Below are 23,283 nucleotides of genomic sequence, written 5' to 3' on the forward strand. Positions count from 1 at the left end.
CGTCGCCCGGCAGCAGTGGCCGGGTGCAGGCCGCTCTAATATTCATGTCGTCGGTGTACACAAGCACGGTAGCGTGGAATTGTCCTAACGTCCTGAAGTTCACCGTCGCAAGCTAGTCATGGCCATGCAGCCCGATGCGCGGCAGACAGGCTTTCCGCCCTCGACGCGCTTGCAGGCGGCGGGCGTGAACTTCGAAGGCAAGATCGTCGGCAAGTCGCTGCGTGCGTGTCCGAATCGACTGTTCCGGTTTCGCCGGTGCCGCGCGGGTTGCCGCGACTTCGACACAGAGCATCTGCGCCGCGCGCCGAACCGGCGCGGCCTCCCGCACCGTACACTCGCATGACGTTTGAAGCGTCGTTCGTCTCATCTACACGTTCGAAGACTGACACATAGACATGAAGCAACTTACGTCCACATTCCCCATTGTTTGCCTTGCCGCATGCATGGCCATCCCGGCGCCATCCTTCGCTGCGATCGATCTGCTTCCGAAGGAAGTGACGGTCGACGCGGAGGCGACGACCGTGCGGGTCGTCAACAATGGCGACCGGCCCGAATACGTGAGCATTTCGCTGTCGCGCCTGCTCAATCCCGGCGTGCCGCTGGAGGATGAGCGCCTCGAGCCGATCGGCGACGCGACACAACCGTCTCTCTACGCATTCCCGTTTCGCATGACCCTTGCACCGGGTCAAACGAAGATCCTGACGCTCAAGCCGTTGCGCGCGGTCGAGATGGAGACGGTATATCGGCTCGACGTCAAGCCGGTGGTCAAGATGCTCGGTACCGGACAGAAGAAGACGGCCGCCAGCGTGGTCGTCAATCTGGCCTTCAGCGGGCTGGTGCGTCAATTGCCGGCGAAGCCGCGCGAAGCGCTCTCCGTCACATGCGGTGCGGACGGCGCGCGTCTGCAGGCCACCGGCAACGTGCGTTATCACGTGAAGGGCGTCAAGGTAGACGGTCGCGATCTGGACGGCTTCAACGTGTATCCCGGTGTGCCGTTGCCTGTGAAAGGGCATGTCGTCGAGATTCCCGATCATCCGCCGTGCAACGGGGCGACGGGTCAATAAGGCCGTTGCGCGGAGTGCCTTCCGATTGCTGCATGCGTGAACGCATGACCTGAGCCACACACCTTGCCGTGTCGAGCGATACGCCGGACGCTTTGGATACCTGTCCGCCCCCGATCGTTCGACATCGTTGTTGCGATGTCACGAAGACCCGACGCGCGGCCATGACCGACCGTCCGTCGGGCATCGATGCGAAAAAGCATTCATCGACACATCACGAAAACCGGCGGCGTCACCAACACGCGCCGCCGGTTCCCACGCACTTCGCCGCTTAGTCCTTCAGCCGGCCGAAGTTGATCCCGACGAGCCGGACGCTGGTTGCCGCGCCGGTCGCGGTATTGCCGTTCAGCGAGCCGAAGTTGAGGCCGGCAAGCGCCCCGCGGAAATTGCCGGAGCCATCGGTGAATGCGACGCGGCTGCTGGTCGTCGACTGGTTCACCCAGCCGTAGTTGCTGCCGATCAGTCCGCCGAGCCTCGTGGTGCCGCTGCCGGACACATTGCCGCTCGACGAAGACGCGTTGACGGTGCCGCTGTTGTTGCCGACAAGCCCGCCCACGTTACTCGTGCCGGTGCCCTTGACCGACCCGGTGGCCCGGGACGATTCGATCAGGCCCGAAGCATGGCGACCGACGAGCCCGCCGATATCGCTGAGCATGTCGCCGTCGACGTCGCCCGACGCAGACGAGTGCAGAATGCTGCCGCGCTCGTTCAGGCCGACGAGTCCGCCGAGCTGGCTGCCGACGCCTGCCGAAACCGCGCCGCTTGCCTTCGATTGCGCGATGATGCCCGTGTTGACGCCGACGAGCCCGCCGGCCATGCTCGCGAGCCCGGCGGCGACCTTGCCGGCGGCTTCGGACGCGTTGATGTAGCCCGCGTTGACGCCGGCCAGCCCGCCTGCCTTGCTCGACTTGCCTGCCCGCACGTTGCCGAACGCACGCGCTGCGTCGATGCTGCCGTTGTTGACGCCGACCAGCCCGCCGGCCGTGCTGTCATCGCTGGCGGTCACCGTGCCGTGCGCGTCCGACGTCTCGACAAGGCCTTCGTTCAGCCCGACGAGCCCGCCGAGCGTGCCGATGCCGTCCACCGTCACGTTGCCGTGCGCGACCGATCCGCGGATATCCGCTTGCGCGCCGTTGACGCCGACGAGACCGCCCGCGCGGCTCGATGCGGCCGCCATCACGGCACCGTTCGCTCGCGAGTCCTGAATCTGGCCGTCGTTCGCGCCGACGAGGCCGCCGACGTTGCTGGATGCGCCGGCCTTGACGTCGCCGTCGGCCATGGAGGCAAGGATGTCGCCGTTGTTCTTTCCGACGAGGCCGCCTGCGATGCCGGCGTCGCCAACCGTCACCGCGCCGGTCGCACGCGACGCGTCGATCATGCCGTCGTTCGCGCCGACCAGGCCGCCGGCCACGGCATTGGCGCCCGCCGTCACGATTGCCGACGACGACGAACGCTCGATGGTCGCGCCGCGTTCGTTGACGCCGACGAGGCCGCCGATCATCGCGGCGTTGCCCGTCGCGACGACGCTGCCGGCGCTCGACGAATCCGCGATGACGCCCGCGTTGTAGCCGACGAGGCCGCCGGTGGCGGCATCGCGTGCCGCCGTCACGCGGACGTTCGCATGGCTGTTGCTGATCCGGGCGGCAGCGCCGCCATGAAGCGTGACGTTTTCGCCGACCAGGCCGCCGAGATAGGCCGTCTCATGATCGCCGTCGACGCGCCCGGACACGCTCGCGCCGTCGATCGTGCCGCTCAGGTTCGAGCCGACGAGGCCGCCGGCGGAGGCGCCGTAACCCTTGGCCGTGACGACGACGTCGCTCGCCTTCACGTTGGAAATGGTGCCGAAGTTATAGCCGGCCAGCGCGCCGACGGAGACCGGCGAGCCGTATTGCGTCGATCCGGTCGCCGTGATGCTCTGCAGCGCGAGGTTCGCGATGCGGCCCGCGTTGACGCCGAACAGGCCGACAACCGCCTTGCCGGGGTTCGTTACCTTCAATCGGCTCACGGTGTTGCCGAGGCCGTCGAATACGCCGGTAAACGAATGATCGCCGCCGATGCTGCGGAAGTTCGCGCCGTTGCCGTCGAGCGCGTTGCCGAGCACGTAGCGGCCGTTCAGGTTCGCATCGACGTTGCGCAGGTCGTCAACGGTGTGCAGCACCGTGTAGTCCTCGCCGTTCGAGCGGTACGACGCGTGCTTGCCCGACAGCGTGACGACCGCCTTGTCGTTCGTGAGCGTATGGCCCTTCGCCGAATTCAGTTCGAGGTGGGCGTTGTCGCCGGTGAGCTTGACGGCGTCGTTCACGCGGATTTTTTCCGCTGCATTGACGACGAGATTCGCGTTCGCGCCGGTTGCCTGCAGCGTCTTCTGCAGATCGACGTTGCCCTTGCGCGCGGTCAGCGTCAGCGCGTTGTCGCTCGTCCACGATACGGGGCCGCCAACCGTCAGGTCGCCCTGCGTGTTCACGAGTTCGACGTTCGTCGTGCCGAGGTTGCGCGACAGCGTGTCGGCGTCGATCGAGCGACCAGCGGCGTCCGTGCCGTTCACGCCCGCGTTCGCCGCCTCGATCGTCCATTTGCCGGCCGCGTTGCCGGCGCGCGTGTCGACCTGCGCATCGTGTGCGACGTCGACGCGTTCGCCGCGCGTCACGACCGTGCCGGCCGGTGCACCGGCTTCGGCCGCGCTCGCGTCGAGCTTGCCGGCGACCTTGACGGTGCCGCCGTCGAGCGTGATCCTGCCGCCGCGGCTTGCCAGCCCCTTCGCCTCGATCGTGCCGGTGTTGTTGACGACCGCGCCGAGCAGGTTGCCGGCCGCGCGCGCGGTCATCAGCACCTCGCCGCCGTCGGCCTTCAGCAGGCCGCCGTTGTGCGCCTGCGCATCAACGGCGCCGCCTTCGACCTGCAGGTTCAGCAGCCCGTTGCCGTCGAAGTTGACGTTGAACGTGTTGCCCGCGCCGAGTGCGACGCGGCCGAGCTTCGCGTGGATCACGCCGTTGTTCGACACGCGCGCGCCGAGCAGCGCGACGCTGCCGCCGTCCGCGGCGGTGATCGTGCCGTCGTTGACGATCGACGCGGCCGACGTGCCCGAGAAGCGATAGCGGCCGGCGAGGAAGTCGGCGTCGGTGAGATTCTGGGTCGATGCGACGAGGCCGCCGACGTTGATCTGTGCGCCGGCGCCGAACATCACGCCGTTCGGGTTGACGAGGAACACCTTGCCGTTCGCTTCGATCTGGCCGTCGATGCGGCTGCCGTTGTTGCCGATCACGCGGTTGAGCGCGACCGATTGGCTACCGGGCTGACGGAACGACACGCGCTCGCCGCCGCCGATGCTGAAATCCTGCCAGTTGGTGACGAGCTTGTCGGTGTGCTGGTTGATGTTCATCGAGCGGCCGTCGTCGGTGCGGACGATGTCGGCCTTGCCGGCGGTGATCGCTTCGCCGGTGGGCAGCGCGAAGGCGGGCAGCGCGGCGAGGCCGAGCAGCGACACGGCGGCGGCGGCGACGCGCTTGCCGCCGCTCGATTTGCCGCGGCGGCGCGCGGTTTCCCCGACCGCGTTCCAGCAGCGCTGGGTCGGGTTCCAGACCAGTGCGTAGGTCTTGTTCATGGTTCTTGTTTCCTCGTGACGAGAACAGGTGGATGAAATTCAGTTGCTCGGTATACCTAATCAAGCAATTGAAGGAGAGGCGAAATGGATCCGCTTTCCCCGCATCGCGGATGGCGTGTGCCATCCATGCGGCAAACGGCTCGAGCCGTTTCCGGATCGGACTGTTCGCCGCCGGCCGCCCGGAAATGTCGGGTGGCCTCCAACGGGAAGCGCGCCGGGCGTGCATGTGCCGATCGCGGCAGCGATCGGGACGACGATCGGGGCGCGCTTCCGTGAGCGTTAGAAATCGGTCTTCGGGCCGGATTGCGCGTTGCCCGTGCCGGTCACGGCGACCAATTGGCCGACGTTCACTCCGACGGTGGCGCTGGCGAGGCTGTCGCTGCCGGCTCGAACGCTGCCGGTCGCGGACGCGTTCGCGAGCTTGCCCCAGTTGAATCCGACAAGACCACCGGCGAAGCTCCAGTTGCCGGCTTGAACGTTGCCCGTCGCGGTTGCGCCGTCGATCGTGCCCAGGTTGAACCCGACCAGGCCGCCAGCATGGCTGTCGTTGCCGGCCGTCACGTTGCCGTTCGCGCGCGAGGCCCGGATTTCGCCGGTGTTGTACGCGACGAGCCCGCCGACCGCGCTGTCGTTGCCGGCCACGACGTTTCCGCTCGCCGACGCCCCGTCGATCTTGCCGGTGTTGACGCCCGCGAGGCCGCCCGCGTTGCCGACATCGCCGAGCGTCACGTCGCCGCTGGCCCGCGATGCGGTGACGGTGCCGGCGTTGAGGCCGACGAGCCCGCCTGCCACCGCATTCCGGCCCGCCGTCACGGTGGCGGACGACGAGGACGAGGAAGACTTGATGACGCCGCTGCCCAGGTTGAGACCGGCCAGCCCGCCGATCATCGCCGCATCGCCCGTCGCGGTGACGCGACCCGCGCTCGACGATGCTTCGACGAGGCCGCCGTTGACGCCGACCAGCCCACCCGCCGCGCCTTGCCCGGCGGTGGCGACGCGCACGTCCGCGTGGCTGTCGCGGATCGTCGCGCGGGTGCGGGACTTGCCTTCCGGCGTGATGTTCTCGCCGGCGAGACCGCCGATCGCGGTCGTATCGCGATCGCCTTCGACTTGCCCGCTGACGGTCGCGCGATCGATCGTGCCACCGAGGTTGGAGCCGACCAGGCCGCCGACGGTCACGCTGCCGCGTCCCTTGACGTCGACGTCCTTCGCGACGACGTTCTCGATCGTGCCGGTGTTGTAGCCGACCAGCGCACCGACCGCGCCGTTGCGCGAACCCGACGACGTCGCCGTGATGCCCTGCAGGATGAGGTTCGCGATGCGGCCGCCGTTCGACGCGAACAGGCCGACGCCCCGCTCCGTGTTCGAAACCGACAGCTTGGCGATCGTGTTGCCGAGGCCGTCGAACTTGCCGGTGAACGTTTCCTTGCCGCCGATGCTGCGGAAGTTCGCGCCGTTGCCGTCGACCGCGTTGCCGAGCACGTAGCGGCCGTTCAGGTTCGCGTCGACGTTACGCAGGTCGTCGACCGTGTGCAGCACCGTGTAGTTCTCGCCGTTCGAGCGATACGACGCGTGCTTGCCCGACAGCGTCACGATGGCCTTGTCGTTCGCCAGCACATGGCCGTTGGCCGAATTCAGTTCGAGGTGGGCGTTGCTGCCGGTCAGCTTCAGCGCGTCGTTCACGCGAATCCTGTCGGCCGCGTTGATCACGAGGCCGGCTTTCGCGCCGGTCGCCGACAAGGCTTGCCGCAGATCGACGTTCGCCTTTTTCGACGTCAGCGTCAGCGTGTTGTCGCTGGTCCATGACACGGGGCTGCCGACGGTCAGGTCGCCCTGCGTGTTCGCGAGCTCGACGCTCGTCGTGCCGAGGTTGCGCGCCAGCGTATCGGCGTCGATCGAGCGGCCGGCAACATCGCCACCGTTCACGCCGGCGTTCGCCGCCTCGATCGTCCATTTGCCGGCTGCGTTGCCGGCGCGCGTGTCGACCTGCGCGTCACGCGCGACCTGCACGCGCTCGCCTCGGGTCGTGACGGAGCCGGCCGGCGCACCGGCTTGCGCCGCGCTCGCGTCGAGCTTGCCGGCGACCTGAACCGTGCCGCCGTCGAGCGTGATCCTGCCGCCGCGGTTTGCCAGGCCTCTGGCCTCGATCGTGCCGGAGTTGTTGACGACCGCGCCGAGCAGGTTGCCGGCCGCGCGCGCGGTCATCAGCACCTCGCCGCCGTCGGCCTTCAGCAGGCCGTGGTTATAGACCTGCGCGTTGACGGCGCCTTCGTCGACCTGCAGGCTGAGCAGGCCGTTGCCGTCGAAGTTGACGCTGAATGTGTTGCCCGCGCCGAGCGCGACGCGGCCGAGCTTCGCCTGGACCACACCGGTATTGATGACGGTCGCGCCGAGCAATGCGATGCCGCCGCCGTCCGCGGCGGTGAGGTTGCCCTGGTTGATGATCGCTGCCGCGGACGTGCCCGAGAAGCGATAGTTGCCGGCGAGGAAGTCGGCGTCCGAAATGTTGCGCGTGGACGCGACGAGGCCGCCGACGTTGATCTGCGCGCCGGGGCCGAACATCACGCCGTTCGGGTTGACGATGAACACCTTGCCGTTGGCATCGATCGGACCGTCGATGTTGCTGACGTTGTTGCTGATCACGCGGTTCAGCGCGACCGAGTTGCTGTTCGGCTGAAGAAACGCCACGCGCTCGCCGCGGTCGACGCTGAAATCGCGCCAGTTGGTGATGAGCTTGTCGGTCTTCTGGTTGATGACCATCGTGTGGCCGTCGTCGTAGCGGAGGATGTCCGCCTTGCCGGCCGTGATCTTTTCGCCGCCGGGCAGTGCGAACGCGGGCAGCGCGGCAAGGCCGAGCAGCGAGACGACTACCGTGGCGACGCGCTTGCCGCCGCTCGATTTGCCGCGGCGGCGCGCGGTTTCCCCGACCGCGCTCCAGCACGCCTGGGCCTGGTTCCAGACCAGTGCGTAGGTCTTGTTCATGATTGTGCGTTCCTCGTATCGAATACGGGTGGTTGAAGAAGGCCGCTGCGTATGCGTGATGAAGCGGCCGAAAGGGAAGCGGGATGCCTGCCTGCTTCCTGTACTGCGAATGACGCCGGGCGTCCGGGCCGCCCTGCGGTTCAGAAATACTGAGCGGCCTGCAGCCATACGCTCGGCGAGCGCGTGACCGTGACGACCTTTTCCGTGTTGCCCAGCGGCAACGCGGCCGTCACGCTGACCTGGCGCCCGGTGCCGAACCAGGTCGTGCCGATGCCGATCGACGACAGTTGCACGCCGTTGCGCTCCCGTGTCCACGGCTGTTTGTTGAACTGCACGTGCCCGGTATCGATGAACGTGCTGATCTGCCAGCCAGGCGTGGCGAGATAGCGCAGTTCGGCGCTTGCCAGCCAGCCGTTGTCGCCGCTGCCCGCGCCGAGCGCGTAGCCGCGCACGCCGTAAGGGCCGCCGAGGCTGAATTTTTCGGACGCGTCGAGATTGCGCGACGAAAGCTGCGCGCTGAACTGCGTGAAGAACTGCATCCGGGCGCCGAGCGTCTGCAGTCGTAACGCGCTGACGTTGAGCGTCGTGAATCGGCCGTGCGTTTTCGCGAACCGGTTCGCTTCCAGCGGATCGTTGCCGCTCATGCGACCGTTGCCGACGCTGACCGAAAAGCCGCTGCGCCCGCCGCCGAGGAGGGTGTCCTCGCTGTTGCCGCTGATGCCGATCGACCAGAGGTCGACGCGCTTGTCGCTGACGATGTCGAAGGCGCCGTAATCGTCGCGCAGATGCTTGTTGTCGTAGGCCAGGCGGACGTCGATGCTCGCGCGGCGGCTGCGCACCAGCGGCTGCGTGACGAACACGCTGCGCACGTTTGCGTCGCCGCGAAAGCCGAGTTCCCGGAATTCGCCGCCGAGCCGGTAATTCATGTCGGAGTATGCGATGCCGATGCGCGTCGACGCCGGCCCAACGGGGACTTGATACGCGGTGCGGTAATAGCGCTGGTTCTTGTTGCTGATGAGCCCACGCAGCGAGAACCGGTCGCCGAGCCGCAGCGGCGTGTTGACGTCGATGCTGCCGGTGGCGCGGTAGCGCCCGGTGAGCGGATCGCCGAAGTTGTCCAGGTCGATCGAGCCGGTGGCGAACGGCCCGCGCTCGGCATCGATCACGAGATCGGTGGTGCCGGGCTCCGCGCCTGCGCGCAACGTGCCTTTCGCGTTGACGCCGGGTATCTCGTCGAGCAGCATCAGGCTGCGCTCGAGCGGCGCGCCGCGTACCGCATCGCCAGGCTCGAGCACCGCGAGCGGCTGGCGCAGCGCGCGGTCGAGCACGCGTGTGCGGTTGTGCAGCTCGACTTTCCCGTAGCGGCCTTCGGTGACGGCGATACGGACCACGCCGCTGTCGATGTCCTGTTGCGGGAGATAGGCACGCGCGAGCACGTAGCCGCGCTCGCGGTAATAGGCCGTGATCCGGTTGGCGGCTTGCTGAAGCTCGCCGAAGCTCAGGTCGCGGCCGACGAGATCGGCCAGGACCGGCTTCAGTTGCGCGGCGGTGAAGACCGTGTTGCCTTCGAGGTTGAACGCGTGGACGGTGACGTGGGGGCCGGTGTCGCGATCGGTTTCCTGCGGGGTCTCCGTTCGCGGAAGGTCGATGTCGGGCCGTGTCGCGGCCGGCAGCGACGGGCGGACGGTTTCGACGTCGCGTAACGATTGGCCCGCGCTGGGCACGTGCGTTTGCGCACGGACGAGCGCCGGAAGCAGGAGCAGGGCGGCGATGCCGAGCGCGTATCGCGTGTTCTGGCCGGATCCGGACACATTTCGAATTCCTTTGCATTTGAAGGTGGCGTTCACGCTCGGCGTGGACCACGAGCTGACCAGGTATTCGACGGTTTCATGAGTCGGGCGAGAACGCCTGGGCTTCCTGATACGGTAAATGAAGCGAATGTCCACGCGGTCTTTCCTTGTTCCTTGAGCAGCTTCCTGCTTTGTCAGATCGATGTATCGAGAGCCGTCGGATATTAGGGGCGATCTCAGGCGATTGATATTGAACAAGTACGAGAGACATATCGCGTTCCATTTGTCTTGTCGGATTTTTTGAAGCCGTCGGAAATGCTCGTGATTTCCCGGCGTGGGACCGCTCGATGGACGGCTCGTCCCGGACGCGTCGTGCGAGTCAGGGATCTTGCCTTTTTCCCATGGCGCGATCGACGGCGCGCGTTTGATCCGGTTTTTGGCAGGTGTGCAAAGCAGGGGCTTGACCGAGATGAATTCTTCGGGCTGGCGACATGTTGAGAAATGCATCGCGCCAATATAGGACGAGTACTAGAGCATTGAATATTGTTTTGGAAGTCGTCCGATTTGATCTGCATGATTGCGATGGCACCATTAAAACCATCACGAATTTTCCCGTGACGTTTGCGTGAAAGGTGTCGCAATTGGTGGTTTTCAAGCGTCTTGATGTACGTCGTTGAGACGATCGATTTGACACATGGTGACATTCGTGTCGATCGCATTCGTCAGTATTTTCGTAATCCTGAAAAGTCGCTTTGACAGATCCGAATGAGATTCGCGATGGTGCGGTCACGTCCAATGAAACGGTACGCGTCTGTCTCCGCCTTGTCCGGTTCAGTAGAAATTCAATGAGGTGTTATGCGTTTGCTCGACTCCGCGCGGCACGATCCGATCTTCAGGAAAACGATTTTCCGCGGGACCCTGCTGGATGTTTGCCTGCTTGTCGTCGCCGCCGTCGTGGCCAGGTCGTGGATCGGCGAGTGGTCGCCCGCGACGCTCGACTACTTGATGGTCGCGATCTCGGTCCCGCTCGCATGGATCGTGTTCTCCGTGGCCGGCCCCCACGTGGATCGTGTGGGTGGCGCGCGCTGGCGTGCCGCCGGTATGGCGCTTGCCGGTCCGGCGATTGTCGTCGGGACGGGGTTCGCCACGGCATTCGCGCTCGACGGCCGCTACTGGCCCGTTCCGGGCTGGGTCGTCGTCTGGTTCGCGCTGTCGGCGGCGGGGCTCGCCGCGCTGCGGGCCCTGAGGGGCATGTGGACGCGGTGGCGCGGCCGGGCGGCGAAACGGCACGCGACGCGCGAGGCCGTCGGCATCGTCGGGCACGGCGCGCTCTACGACGCGCTGGCGAAGCGCGGCCCGGATGCGTCGCGTCGTGTCGAGGCGGTCTTCGACACGTCCGGCCTGCCTGCGACGAGCATGGAAGGCGTGCGGTCGCGTCGCAGTCTGGCGCGTTTCGTCAAGCGTGTGCGCCGCGAGGGCGTCGGCGAAATCTGGATCGTGCTCCCGCTGTCGGATGCGGACCGCATCGGCGAGCTGGTTCGCGTATTCCGCAACGAACTCGTCGACATCCGGTTCGTGCCGGAACTGACCGGCATGGCGCCGTTCGAGACACGGCCGGCCAGTATCGCCGACATGCCGGCGCTCGATCTCGTGGCGTCGCCGCTGTCGATGCGGGCGCGTATCGGCAAGGCGCTGTTCGACCGCGTCTTCGCGTGCGTCGCGCTGATCGCGATCGCGCCGGCGCTGGCGGCGATCGCCGTCGCCGTCAAGTTGTCGTCGCCCGGGCCGGTGCTGTTCCGGCAGCGGCGGATGGGGGCCTATGGCCGGATCTTTTCGATCTACAAGTTCCGGACGATGCACGTGCATCACGCGGCCACGCCCGGCGAGGTTCGCCAGGCGACGCGCGGCGATCCGCGCGTCACGCGCATCGGCGCGCTGCTGCGGCGCACGAGCCTCGACGAACTGCCGCAGTTCTTCAACGTGCTGAAGGGCGACATGTCGGTGGTCGGCCCACGCCCGCATGCGGTCGAGCACGACAACGCCTATCGCGATCTCGTGGACGGCTACATCCACCGGTATCGCGTGAAGCCCGGCATCACCGGATGGGCGCAGGTCAACGGTCTGCGCGGCGAAACGGATCGCGTGGAGAAGATGCGCAAGCGCGTCGAGCACGATCTCTATTACCTGAACAACTGGTCATTTTCGATGGACTTGCGGATCGTGGCGGCAACGATCCGGTATGGATTCACGCATCGCAACGCCTATTGAGCGACGCATCGACGCGCGCAGACTGGATACGGATATGGAAACTGGAAATGGGGCGCGCCCATGGGCGCAACGCTTGCGACCGGCGCTGACGGTCTTGCCCGCGATACTGCTGCTGTCCGCTTGCGCGGTCGAGCCGGGCATGCACATGGATCTCGCGAACGATGCGTCGCGGGACGGCGGCATCGCGACACGGATTCACGAAAGCGGCCTGACGGTGTCGACGCATCGCATCGACGCGGCCTCCGTCGGTCGGCCGCAAGGCGGTTCCGCTTCGGGTGACGCGGCGTCGATACCGATCGGGACGATCGACGGCGACCTGATCGCGGCCCAGCGGCGCGAGGCGCGCGCGCAGGACGAACGCTCACGTGCAGCGCTTCTTGCCGAGCCGGCGCCTTACGCGATCGGCGTGGGCGATGTGCTGCAGATCACCGTGTGGGATCGTCCGGAGCTGGCGGCGGCGCAGGGCAGCCCCGGCGCGCAGCAGGCCCGTCCGGCCGATCCTCCGGCCGGCTTCGTCGTCGATCAAGCCGGCAACCTGGCGTTTCCGTATGCAGGCGAACTGCATGTCGCGGGCATGAGCACCCGCGAGATTCAGGCCGCGCTGCGCGCGCGGCTCTCGAAGTGGTTCGTCGCACCGCAATTGACGGTGCGCGTCGCGTCGTATCGCGCCAATCGCGTCTATATCGACGGCGAGGTCCATGCCCCGGGTGCGCAACCGCTCAACGACACGCCGATGACGCTGCTCGAAGCCGTCACGCGCGCGGGCGGCTTCACGGCCGATGCCGATCAGAGCCGCATGACGCTCGTGCGCGCCGGTGTCGCCTATCCGGTCGATCTGCCGGGCTTGATCCGCGAGCGTCTCGATCCGTCGCGCATCGTGCTGCGCAATGGCGATCTTCTGCAGGTCGGCGCACGCGACCAGTTCGGCGTGTACGTGATGGGCGAGGTCAACAAGCCGACGACGGCGCTGCCGCTGCGCAACGGCCGGCTCACGCTGGCCGACGCGTTGTCACAGGCCGGCAGCGTCAATCAGGGGACTTCCGATCCGAAGCAGACCTATGTGATTCGCGCCGGCGAGGCACGGCAAGCGCAGGTGTTTCATCTGGACGGACGATCGCCGGTGTCGATGGTGCTGGCCAACGAATTCGAGCTGCAGCCGCGCGACGTCGTGTACGTCGACAGCACGAAGCTCGCGCGCTTCGGACGCGTGCTCGCGCAACTGCTGCCGGCCATCAACGCGGGCCTGACCGCCGCGATCGTCACGAAATGATGAACCGGATCCTCGTGGTGTGCACCGGCAACGTCTGCCGCAGCCCGGCCGCGTGGGCGCTGCTGTCTCGCGCGGTGCCCGGCCGCACGATCGAGTCGGCCGGCATCGCGGCGATCGGCGGAACGCCGATCGATCCGGTGATGAACGAATTGCTGGTCGCGCGCGGTTTCGGGCGCGCTCCGCACCGGGCCCGACGCGTCGACGACAGCATTTGCCGGTGGGCCGACCTGATTCTCGTGATGGAGACCGCGCAGCGTCATCTGATCGAGCGGGCCTACCCGATGACGCGCGGCCGCGTATATCGCCTCGCCGAGCGTTATCGAACCGACGTTCCCGATCCGTACCGCCGAAGCCGTCACGTGTACGACTACGCGATGAAGCTGATCGAGCACGGCGTCGCCGACTGGGCCGTGCGGATCGCCCGTCTCGAATCGAACCCGTCGCGACGTCCGGATGCCGGCGCGGTTGCGCCGGAACACATGAAGTGAGTCTCAGATGAACACAACCAACCCAGGTCGATCCCTTGCGCGCGATGCCGACGAGCTCGACGTGCGTGGCATCCTCGACGTGCTGATCGCGCACGCCGGCCGCATTTTCGCGGTCACGGCGGCGTGCACCGCACTCGGCGCCGCCTATGCGCTCGTCGCAAAGCCGGTCTACAAGGCCGACATCGCCGTGCAGGTCGAAAGTGGCGGCTCCGACCTGCGCAGCATGGCGGAAGGCGGACTCGTAGGCGGCCTCGGCGCGCTGTTCGACGTGAAGTCGACCGACGACGGCGAAATGGAAATCCTGCGCTCGCGCCTCGTGACGGAGCCGGTCGTCGACGTCCAGCGCCTGTATATCGAAGCGCTGCCGCGCCGCGTGCCGCTGATCGGGGCCGCGATCGCGCGCTTCAATCACGGGTTGTCGACACCCGGCCTGTTCGGGGTCGGCGGCTTCGTGTGGGGCAACGAGCACATCGACGTGACCGCATTCGACGTGCCGCCCGGCTTCCGCGAACACCCGTTCATCGTCACGTTGCTGGGCGGCGGGCGCTATCGGGTGTCCGGAAACGATCTCGACCGCGATGTGGAAGGCGAGATCGGCGCGCCGCTGCGCGTGAAGACGGCCGCCGGCGACGTGATGCTGCAGGTCGCCGGCATCGAAGCCGCGGCCGGTGCACAGTTCGTCGTGAAGGCCGGGTCGAAGCAGGTCGTGCTCGCCGAATTGCGGAAGAAGCTGGCCATCGCGAACCGCGGCAAGGATCAGTCCGGCGTGATCGGCGTGTCGTACGAAAGCCACGATCCGGTGCGCGCGGCGGCGGTGCTGAACGCGATTGCCGACAACTACGTGCGGCAGAACGCGAACCGGAAGGCGGCGACCGCCGAGAAGTCGCTCGCGTTCCTCAGCGATCAGGTGCCGACGGTGGAGCGCCGGTTGCGTACGGCGGAGGATCGTCTCAACGCGTACCAGGCTCGCCATGAAATCGTCGATCTGACCGAACAGGCGAAGGCGATGCTGACGCAATCGACGGCCGTGCAGACGTCGCTGTTCGAACTTGAACAGAAGCGGCTTGCGCTGGCGTCGACGTTGACGCCTGCGCACCCGGAACTCACCGCCGTCGACCGGCAGATCGCCGCGGCTCGCGCCCAGATCGGGACGGTCAACGACGCGATCCGGCGCTTGCCCGACGCGCAGCGCAACATCGTGCGGCTGCGTCGAGACGTGACCGTGCAAACCGAAATCTACGTCGGCCTGCTGAACAGCATCCAGCAGCTTCGCGTCGCGACCGCGAGCAAGATCGGCAACGTGCGCGTGATCGATCGCGCGATCGTGCCGGACGAACCCGTACGGCCGAAGCCGGTACTGGTCACGGCGATTGCGGCGCTGGTGGGCCTCGTGCTCGGCACGTGCGGCGTCATCGGCCGTGCGGTGCTGTTCGGCGGCATCACCGATCCGGCCGAGATCGAGCTCGACACGGGCCTGAACGTGATGGCGACGATTCCACACAGTGCCGCCCAGCGCCGGCTCGCGCAGCGCGCCGTCGCGGCGCAGGGCCATGCGCCGATCCTGTCGCTGGCACGGCCGAACGAACCCGCGGTCGAGGCGCTGCACAGCCTGTGCACGGCGCTGCGGCTGCAGCTGCTGGACTGGCCCGAAGGCAACCGCGTGTTGATCACCGGGCCTTCCGCGGGCGTCGGGAAATCCTTCTTGTCGGCCAACGTCGCCGCGTTGCTCGGACAGTCGGGCCAACGCGTGTTACTGATCGACGGCGACTTGAGACGCGGGGAACTGGCGAAGCGCTTCGGGGTGCGGCCGGATGTCGGCCTGTCGACCGTCCTGCGTGGCGGCGCGGCCGTCGACGACGCCATCGTGCGCGATATCGCACCGAACGTCGATCTGCTGCCGGCCGGCCCGCGTACCGACCGGCCGGTCGAGCTGTTGTCGTCGGATCGCCTGGCGGCATTGCTGACGCAGGTCGGCCGCGATTACAGCCTCGTGCTGCTCGACGCGCCCCCGCTGCTGCCGGTGACGGACGCCACCGTGCTGGCCGCCCATGCGGACACGATCTTGCTCGCCGCGCGCTCCGGCGTGACGACCACGGGCGAACTCCTTGAATCGGCGAAACGCATCGAGCGCGTCGGCGCGCGCACGACGGCCGTCGTGTTCAACGACTTCCGGCCGGGACTGCGCTCCGCGCAGTACGGCAACTACGGCGCCTACGCATATGGCGGCGCCGATTCGCATACCGCCGCGGATCGCGCGTGATCCGCCGACGGAGAATCCGATGACCCATCACTACGAAAACATTCTCGTCACTTTCGGCACCCGCCCGGAAGCCATCAAGATGGCGCCGCTCGTCCATGCGCTGCGGGACCGCGAAGGCGTGCGTTGCGGCGTCTGCGTGACGGCCCAGCATCGCCAGATGCTGGACCAGGTGCTCGACCTGTTCGGCATCGTGCCGGATTTCGATCTCGACCTGATGCGCGCGGGGCAGACGCTCGGCGGCCTGACCGGGCACATCCTCAATGCGCTCGACCCGGTGCTGGATACGTTCCGGCCCGATCTCGTGCTCGTGCACGGCGATACCACCACGACCCTCGGCGCGACGCTCGCGGCTTACTACCGGCGCATTCCGGTCGGGCACGTGGAAGCCGGTCTGCGTACCGGCAACCTGTATTCGCCATGGCCCGAGGAGGCGAACCGCCGGGTGACGGGCGCGCTCGCGCTGCATCACTTCGCGCCGACCGAAACGTCGCGCGCGAACCTGCTGGCCGAGGGCGTCGAGGCCGGCCGGGTTCACGTGACCGGCAACACGGTGATCGACGCGCTGCTGACGATCACCCGACGCCTGACGCGCGATCCGGCGCTGGTGCAGCAGATGCGCGAGCGGTTCCCGTTCGTCGACGACGCACGACGCATGATCCTCGTCACCGGCCACCGCCGCGAGAACTTCGGCCGCGGCTTCGAACAGATCTGCGAGGCGATCGCGACGATCGCGAAGCGCTATCCGGAGTGCCGGATCGTCTATCCGATGCATCTGAATCCGAACGTGCGGGAGCCGGTCACGCGGCTGCTCGGCGACATCGACAACGTCGTGCTGATCGAGCCGCAGGAGTATGTGCCGTTCGTCTATCTGATGAGCCGCGCGTGGTTGATCCTGACCGATTCCGGCGGGATCCAGGAAGAAGCGCCGTCGCTCGGCAAGCCGGTGCTCGTGATGCGCGACACCACCGAGCGGCCGGAAGCCGTCGCGGCCGGCACGGTTCGCTTGGTCGGCACGGAGGTCGAGCGGCTGGTCGGCGCGGTGGTCGAGCTGTGGGAGGACGGCCACGCCTATCGCGCGATGAGCCGCGCGCACAACCCGTACGGCGACGGCCGCGCGAGCGGGCGGATCGCCGATCTGCTCGTGTCGCCGCCGACGTTGACGCAGGGGCCGGCGTATCTGGCCGGCTCGCTCTGCTGAATTCCCTGACGTCTGGAGAACCTCGTTCATGTCATTCGAAACCGTTTCCGTCATCGGGCTGGGCTATATCGGCCTGCCTACCGCCGCAGCCTTTGCCGCACGCCGCAAAAGCGTGATCGGCGTCGACGTGTCGCAGCATGCGGTCGACACGATCAATCGCGGCGAGATCCACATCGTCGAACCCGAACTCGACATGCTCGTGCATGCGGCCGTGACGCAGGGCCACCTGCGTGCGACGACGACGCCCGAGCCGGCCGATGCGTTCCTGATCGCGGTGCCGACGCCGTTTACCGACGGCAACAAGCCCGACCTGAGCTACATCGAGGCCGCGTGCCGGTCGATCGCGCCGGTGCTGAAGAAGGGCGACCTCGTCGTGCTCGAGTCGACGTCGCCGGTCGGCGCGACCGAACGGATGGCGGCGTGGCTCGCCGCGCAGCGACCGGACCTGACGTTTCCGCAGCAGGCCGGCGAGCGCTCGGACGTCCGGATCGCGCATTGTCCGGAGCGCGTGCTGCCGGGCCACGTGGTGCGCGAGCTCGTGGAGAACGATCGCGTGATCGGCGGGATGACGCGCAAGTGCGGTACGCGCGCGCAGGAGCTGTACGCGGTGTTCGTGCGCGGCGAGTGCATCCTGACCGATGCGCGGACGGCCGAGATGTGCAAGCTCACCGAGAACGCGTTCCGCGACGTGAACATCGCGTTCGCGAATGAGTTGTCGGTGATCTGCGACCAGCTCGACATCAACGTGTGGGAGCTGATCCGGCTGGCGAACCGCCATCCGCGCGTCAGCGTGCTCCAGCCGGGGCCGGGCGTCGGCGGACACTGCATCGCGGTCGATCCGTGGTTCATCGTCGATTCGGCGCCGGAGCATGCGCGGCTGATCCGCACGGCGCGTCACGTGAACGACGACAAGCCGCATTTCGTGGTCGAGCGGGTGCGGCACGCGGCGAGCCGGTTCCGCGAGCCGGTGATCGCGTGTCTCGGCCTCGCGTTCAAGGCCGATATCGACGATCTGCGCGAGAGCCCGGCGATGAAGATCGTCGATGCGCTGGCCGAGCATGTCGACGCGACGCTGCTGGTCGTCGAGCCGAACGTCGATGCGTTGCCGGCGTCGCTCGACGCGAAGGCGCGGCTGTGCGATCTGCATACCGCGCTCGCGGAAGCCGACGTGATCGTCGTCCTCGTCGATCACGCGCCGTTCCGCCGGATGGACCCGGTGCGGTTGCAGACCAAGGTCGTGATCGACACGCGCGGCGTGCTCGCGCGCGCGTAACGGGCGGGATGCGCAACGTCATGATGCGGAACGCCGATGCCGGGAAGCTGCTGGGCCGTCTCGAGGCGCTCGTCTGTACGGGCGCGCCCGGCCTGTATCGCGTGCTGACGTTCTGGGTCATCCAGCGGATCCATTCGCTGGACGAACTCGGACACGTAGCATCCAACCTGTCGATCGCGCAGATGATCGGCTTCTTCACGGCCATCGGCTGGGCGACGCTGATCCTGGTGCGCGTGCCGGCCAGCGACGGGCGGCAGGCGGCGCGCGACGCGTTCTATTCGTTGGTGTCGATGGCGGGATGGACGGCATTGGCCGCCACGCTCGCGTGCGTGCTGGTGTCCGCGACCGGGCTTGCCGCGTTCGATCTCGGCGGCGTGGTCGCGTTGATGTGGGGCTGGACCGTGTATCAGCTCGCGCGACATTTCTTCGTGTCGACCCGCCGCTACCGGATCACGATTGCGTTCGACTGCCTGCTGATCGCGGGCTCGTGCGCGATGCTTCAGGTCGGCACGCGTCACGGCTATTCCGCGTCGCTGTGCTTGGCGCTCACGCTGATGGGGGTGGCCGTCGCGATGTTCGTCGCGATCGGGGCGCCGGGGCGTGGCGTGTTCGCGATGCGTCTCGACATGAAGGGGCTGCAGTTCGGGCTGACCAATTTCCTGTCCGGCGGTATCGCGCTGGTGACGGTGCCGGCGGCCAAGGCGATGTGCGGCGCGTCGTTCGCGGGGATGCTGTCGCTGTTCGCATCGGTGACCGCGGTCGGCAACCTGCTGCCGCGCGCCATCTCGATCGCGCAATTGCCCGATCTCGTGAAGCGGAAGAAGGACAAGGCGCCGCTCGATACGACGCTGGGCGCGATGCGGCGCAACATCGATCTGTCGAACCTGGTCGTGCTCGTGATGAATCTGGCGATGGTGGCGGGGCTGACTTATCGGGCGGGGTTGGAGGGGGATGACCGGTACATGGCGCTCGCGGGCGGCGTGTTGCTGGCGATTCAGTGCGCGGCCGGGGTGCTTGGTGTCGTCGGCAGCAACGTGATGATGGCGTTCGAGAAGAGTGCCGTCACCGCGCGAATCAACATCGGTACGTCGACGCTGTTCGTCGCGTTGCTCGGCGGCAGCGTCGCGATCGGCGGCGAAGCCGGGTTCTTCTGCATGCTCGCGTCGGCGGTGGTTGTGACGCTGATCCGCAACGGGATCGTGGTCTTGCATGCGCGACGGGTATGTTCGTCGTATGCGGCGTCGATCGGCGCAGAGGACATTCCGGTCCCGTCGGGAGCGCGCCCATGAGCGTCGCGATTCGAGCGCCGGCGATGGCGGGGCGTCGATCGCGGGTCGCCGATCTTGGCGCCGGCCTGCTTGCGCTGGCGTATTGGGTCTTCTGCGTCAGCGATACGCTGCTCACGCTCGACGACGATCGTTCGCAGATCGTCAAGATGGGCGCGTTCGCGCTGGTGTTCATGGCGATCCTGCTGCGTCCGCGCTTTCACCGGCTGGCCGTCGTTGCGCTTCCCGTCGCGGTGTCGCTGTGCATCGGGATGCTGCTGTCGTTCAACCCGGCTGCAGGGATCGAGGAACTCGTCCGCTTCCTCTTTCCGGTCGCGATCACGGTGGCGATCTTCCCGTACCGCGACCGGCTCGACGTGCTGGTCAAGACGTTCATCGGCGTGGTCGTCAGCAACGATCTGTTTCAGTTGTACTTCTACGTTTCGTACGCGATCGGGCTGCCGCTGTTCATGCCGGTCCGCATCGACTCCGGGCTGTTCCTGCGCGCACAGGGATGGATGGGATTCTTCTCGGAATTCAGCTTCATCAATCTCTGCGCATTCCTGCTGTGCCGCTGGTACTGGTCCGGCCGCCGCGCGGCGATGGCATCGTGGGGCTTCCTGCTGTTCGGGTTGCTCGGTTTCTCGTTCAAGCTGTTCGCGGCGCTGGCGTTCTACCCGTTCGTGCGGAACGTGAGGGACGTGCGCGCGTGGCTGGCCGCGGCCGGCATGGCGGGCGCGATGCTCGTGCTGATGGCGATGGGCATGCTCGATTCGCTGTTGAAGGTCGGCATGGCAAAGATCTTGTTCTATGTCGTTGCGGGCAATTCGGCGCGCGCCGAATCCTATCGCGTGATGTTCGAATCGATCCGCAACGGCAATTTGCTGGGCGAGGGGCTGGGCAGCTTCGGCGGTCCGGCATCGGTGAAATTCTCGTCGCCGCTCTACCAGCTTTATCACTTCGACTGGTACGGGCTCGGCGGGCTGTTGAAGACCACCGATACGTTCTATCCGCATCTGTTCGTCGAGATGGGCGTGTTCGGCGCGATCGCGTGGCTCGTGTTCGTGCTGGCTTACGGACAGGCGCGACGCAAGCCGGCCGTCTGGTTCTACATCGTCGGCGCGTTCTGCTTCGACAACATCTTCTCGATGGCGTTTGTGTCGCCGTCTTACGTATTTTCCGCACTGCTGGCCATGTACGCGTTCTCGTGGGGACGGCCAGGCGCCGGACCCACATCTCGCCGTGGTGCGGTGGAGATTCGATCATGAAAATTCTCGTCGTCACGAACATGTATCTCGGCAGCAACCGTACGAGCCCGTGGCAAGGCGTGTTCGTGACCGAGCAGGTCGAGGCGCTCCGGCGCTCGGGCGCCGGCACGGTCGACGTGCTCGTCATCGAAGGGTATCGCGACAAGGGCGAATACCTGCGATCGATCGGGCAAGTCTGGAAGGCGGCGCGCGCGGGACGATACGACATCGTGCATTATCACTTCGGCCTGAGCGCGTGCTCCGCACCGCTGGTTCGCCTGCTTACCCGGGCGCGAGTCGTCATCACATTTCACGGCACCGACATCCTCGGCCCGCTATGGATGCGGCTGGTATCGAAAACGATGGCCTGCTTCGCGCACGCGTGCATTGGCGTCAGCGCGGAAATTTCATCGCGTTTGATCCGGCTGCGCCGGCGCTGCGAGACGATCCCGTGCGCGGTCGACGAGACGGTCTTCGTCGAGCACCGCGACGATGCGCGTGCTGAATCCGCGTTGCCGATCGTCGTGTTTCCGTCTTCCGCGCAACGCCCGGAAAAGAACTATCCGTTATTTGCGCAGGTGCTTCGGCAACTGTCGGCGCAACATGGCATCCGGGTGCAGGAGCGGCATATCGACGGTCTGGAGCGCAGCGAGGTGCGTGACCTGTTGGCGCGTGCCGCGTGTCTGCTGATGACGTCGACCCGCGAAGGCTCGCCGCAATCGGTGAAGGAAGCGATGGCGGTCAATCTGCCGGTGGTATCGGTCGATGTCGGCAACGTGCGGCAACTGCTCGACGGCGTGTCGCCCGGCATGGTCGTGTTCGACCACGACGCGGGACGGCTCACGAACGAGCTTGCGGATGTGTTGCAGGCCAGTATGCGATCCAACGGGCGGGAGCGGCTTGCGGCGCTCGGTTACTTCTCCGCCGATGTGTCCACGAAGTTGAAGGCGCTGTATGCGTCGCTTTGCCAGCCGCCGCGATTCGCGCACGCGGTGCCCGATACCGAAAAACGCGATAACGAGGCCATGCGATGAACCGCGCCGAATTTTTCTCATGCCCGATCCACCTGATGTCGATGAACGAGACGGTCGACTGGATCGGCGCGAGAGTCGAGAAGCGGGAATTCACGCAGCACGTGGTCGTCAACGTCGCGAAGGTCGTTCATCTGCAGCGCGATGCGGAGCTTGCCGCGTCGGTCCGCGCATGCGACATCGTCAACGTCGACGGCATGGGCGTGGTGTGGGGCGCGCGGCTGCTCGGTATCCCGGTGCCGGAGCGCGTCGCGGGCGTGGATCTGTTCGATCGGCTGCTGGCGCTGGCCGACGCGAAAGGGCTGCCGGTCTATCTGCTCGGCGCGACGCGGGAAGTCGTCGAACAGGTTGTCGCGGTGGCGGCGGCGCGTTATCCGGGGCTGCCGATCGCGGGATATCACCACGGTTATTTCTGGGACGACGAACAGGCGGTCGTCGACGATATCCGCCGCTCGGGCGCCCGAATGCTGTTCGTCGCGATCACGTCGCCGCGCAAGGAGAATTTCATCGATCGCTGGAAAGCGCAGCTGGGCGTCGATTTCGTGATGGGCGTGGGCGGCACGTTCGACGTGGTGGCGGGGAAGGTGAAGCGGGCGCCGCTGTGGATGCAGCGCAGCGGCCTCGAATGGGCGTTTCGCGTGATCCAGGAGCCGGGGCGGATGTGGAAGCGCTATCTGTCGACCAACAGTCGGTTCCTGGCGATGCTCGCAGGCGCGTATCTTGCCCGGTTGTTTCGGCGCAAAGGAGCGGCCGATGCGCAGTAGATGGGTTATCGCCGCATGCATGTTCGTCGTATCGGCTTGCCACGCGGGCCCGTCGGGTGGCGCGCATGAGGAAACGCGTTTCTATCGGTCGGACTGGACGCGCGGTATCGATTCGCGGCTTCGTCTGCAGGAACCGGCACCACAGAACATCACGACGGGCGAATTGTTCGGCATTCGCGACACGCTGCTGAAGGTATCGATGAACCGTTCGCAGGACTTCAGCGAGGTGGCGAGCGGGACGCCCCGTTCGGAAGTCAGTTTTTCCCCTGTGTTTCGCTTCGTGAACGGCCGCGATTACGAGGTGCGCTGGTCGACGGTGATTCCCGCCGATTATCGGTTCGATTCCAGACAGCCGGAACTCATTGCCCAGTTGCATCAGGGCGGTAACGATGGATCGCCGCCGTTCGCGTTGCTGCTGCACAACGGGAAATATGAAGTCGATGTACGCGGTGCGCCGGGCACGCCGAGCCGGTCGTTCGCGTTTGGCGACCCGATCGCGGATCGTGGGGAACCGGTCTGGTGGATGCTCCGGTATCGGCCTGACGATCGCGGCGTCGATGCGTTGGCCGACGTCTTCCGGAACGGGGAACGCGTCGTGCATGTGACGGGTGTACCGAACGCGTTCCCGAACGACCATCAGGCCTACTTCAAGCTCGGCCTCTACAAATGGTGGTGGAAGACCCGGCCGTCCGATGTGACCGAGCGGACCCTGTATTACGGCGACATCGAAATGAAGGTATTGCGCCAGTCGGCCGACTGAGCCGAGCGGCACCGGGCGCATGTCG

General features: G+C 66.5%; 15 protein-coding genes. 12 read left to right on the forward strand and 3 right to left on the reverse strand.

All coding sequences use genetic code 11. The annotated features are described in order from the left end of the window. Positions 1 to 395 precede the first annotated feature (395 nt). A complete protein-coding gene (locus tag SY91_RS27810) occupies positions 396 to 1,064 on the forward strand; it encodes a hypothetical protein (RefSeq protein ID WP_043887984.1) in 669 nt (222 codons plus the stop codon). 268 nt (positions 1,065 to 1,332) lie between these two features. Here SY91_RS27810 and SY91_RS27815 read toward each other — a convergent pair whose 3' ends face one another. The 3 genes from SY91_RS27815 to SY91_RS27825 all read right to left on the reverse strand — a co-directional run bounded on the left by SY91_RS27815 (position 1,333) and on the right by SY91_RS27825 (position 9,941). Next, positions 1,333 to 4,662 (reverse strand): GLUG motif-containing protein, encoded by a 3,330-nt coding sequence (locus SY91_RS27815; RefSeq protein ID WP_185921244.1) that lies wholly within the window; start codon positions 4,660 to 4,662, stop codon positions 1,333 to 1,335. 279 nt (positions 4,663 to 4,941) lie between these two features. Beyond that, complete coding sequence (locus tag SY91_RS27820; RefSeq protein WP_185921245.1) at positions 4,942 to 7,644, reverse strand: GLUG motif-containing protein; 2,703 nt, start codon at positions 7,642 to 7,644, stop codon at positions 4,942 to 4,944. Between the two features lie 140 nt (positions 7,645 to 7,784). Beyond that, positions 7,785 to 9,941 (reverse strand): ShlB/FhaC/HecB family hemolysin secretion/activation protein, encoded by a 2,157-nt coding sequence (locus tag SY91_RS27825; protein WP_023476968.1) that lies wholly within the window; start codon positions 9,939 to 9,941, stop codon positions 7,785 to 7,787. A 348-nt stretch (positions 9,942 to 10,289) separates the two neighbouring features. Between SY91_RS27825 and SY91_RS27830 the strand changes: the two genes are divergently transcribed. The 11 genes from SY91_RS27830 (at position 10,290) to SY91_RS27880 (ending at position 23,258) form a co-directional block, all read left to right on the forward strand. Next, entirely contained in the window at positions 10,290 to 11,702 is a 1,413-nt protein-coding gene (locus SY91_RS27830; protein ID WP_023476967.1) for an undecaprenyl-phosphate glucose phosphotransferase, read from the forward strand. A 34-nt stretch (positions 11,703 to 11,736) separates the two neighbouring features. After that, the gene (locus SY91_RS27835) at positions 11,737 to 12,972 is read left to right on the forward strand and encodes a polysaccharide biosynthesis/export family protein (RefSeq protein ID WP_052334997.1); all 1,236 of its coding nucleotides are present in this window, start codon (positions 11,737 to 11,739) and stop codon (positions 12,970 to 12,972) included. Further along, positions 12,972 to 13,460 (forward strand): low molecular weight protein-tyrosine-phosphatase, encoded by a 489-nt coding sequence (locus SY91_RS27840; protein ID WP_043887977.1) that lies wholly within the window; start codon positions 12,972 to 12,974, stop codon positions 13,458 to 13,460. Before SY91_RS27835 ends, SY91_RS27840 begins: the two co-directional genes overlap by 1 nt. 7 nt (positions 13,461 to 13,467) lie before the next feature. After that, positions 13,468 to 15,720 carry a polysaccharide biosynthesis tyrosine autokinase gene (locus tag SY91_RS27845; RefSeq protein ID WP_185921246.1) on the forward strand — a complete coding sequence of 751 codons (2,253 nt, stop codon included), beginning with the start codon at positions 13,468 to 13,470 and terminating at the stop codon, positions 15,718 to 15,720. A gap of 19 nt (positions 15,721 to 15,739) precedes the next feature. Further along, complete coding sequence (gene wecB / locus SY91_RS27850) at positions 15,740 to 16,918, forward strand: non-hydrolyzing UDP-N-acetylglucosamine 2-epimerase (RefSeq protein ID WP_023476965.1); 1,179 nt, start codon at positions 15,740 to 15,742, stop codon at positions 16,916 to 16,918. A gap of 28 nt (positions 16,919 to 16,946) precedes the next feature. Then, on the forward strand, positions 16,947 to 18,191 hold the full coding sequence (gene wecC, locus SY91_RS27855; protein ID WP_023476964.1) for a UDP-N-acetyl-D-mannosamine dehydrogenase: 1,245 nt from the start codon (positions 16,947 to 16,949) through the stop codon (positions 18,189 to 18,191). A gap of 20 nt (positions 18,192 to 18,211) precedes the next feature. Further along, complete coding sequence (locus SY91_RS27860) at positions 18,212 to 19,480, forward strand: hypothetical protein (protein WP_023476963.1); 1,269 nt, start codon at positions 18,212 to 18,214, stop codon at positions 19,478 to 19,480. Continuing rightward, complete coding sequence (locus SY91_RS27865; RefSeq protein WP_023476962.1) at positions 19,477 to 20,724, forward strand: hypothetical protein; 1,248 nt, start codon at positions 19,477 to 19,479, stop codon at positions 20,722 to 20,724. The genes SY91_RS27860 and SY91_RS27865 overlap by 4 nt, the downstream gene beginning before the upstream one ends. A 116-nt stretch (positions 20,725 to 20,840) precedes the next feature. Continuing rightward, a complete protein-coding gene (locus SY91_RS27870; protein WP_185921247.1) occupies positions 20,841 to 21,737 on the forward strand; it encodes a glycosyltransferase family 4 protein in 897 nt (298 codons plus the stop codon). Further along, a complete protein-coding gene (locus SY91_RS27875) occupies positions 21,734 to 22,498 on the forward strand; it encodes a WecB/TagA/CpsF family glycosyltransferase (RefSeq protein WP_023476960.1) in 765 nt (254 codons plus the stop codon). The genes SY91_RS27870 and SY91_RS27875 overlap by 4 nt, the downstream gene beginning before the upstream one ends. Further along, complete coding sequence (locus tag SY91_RS27880) at positions 22,455 to 23,258, forward strand: heparin lyase I family protein (RefSeq protein WP_185921248.1); 804 nt, start codon at positions 22,455 to 22,457, stop codon at positions 23,256 to 23,258. The genes SY91_RS27875 and SY91_RS27880 overlap by 44 nt, the downstream gene beginning before the upstream one ends. The last annotated feature ends 25 nt before the right edge of the window (positions 23,259 to 23,283 follow it).

The sequence above is a fragment of the Burkholderia cenocepacia genome (assembly GCF_014211915.1).
Taxonomy (GTDB): domain Bacteria; phylum Pseudomonadota; class Gammaproteobacteria; order Burkholderiales; family Burkholderiaceae; genus Burkholderia; species Burkholderia orbicola.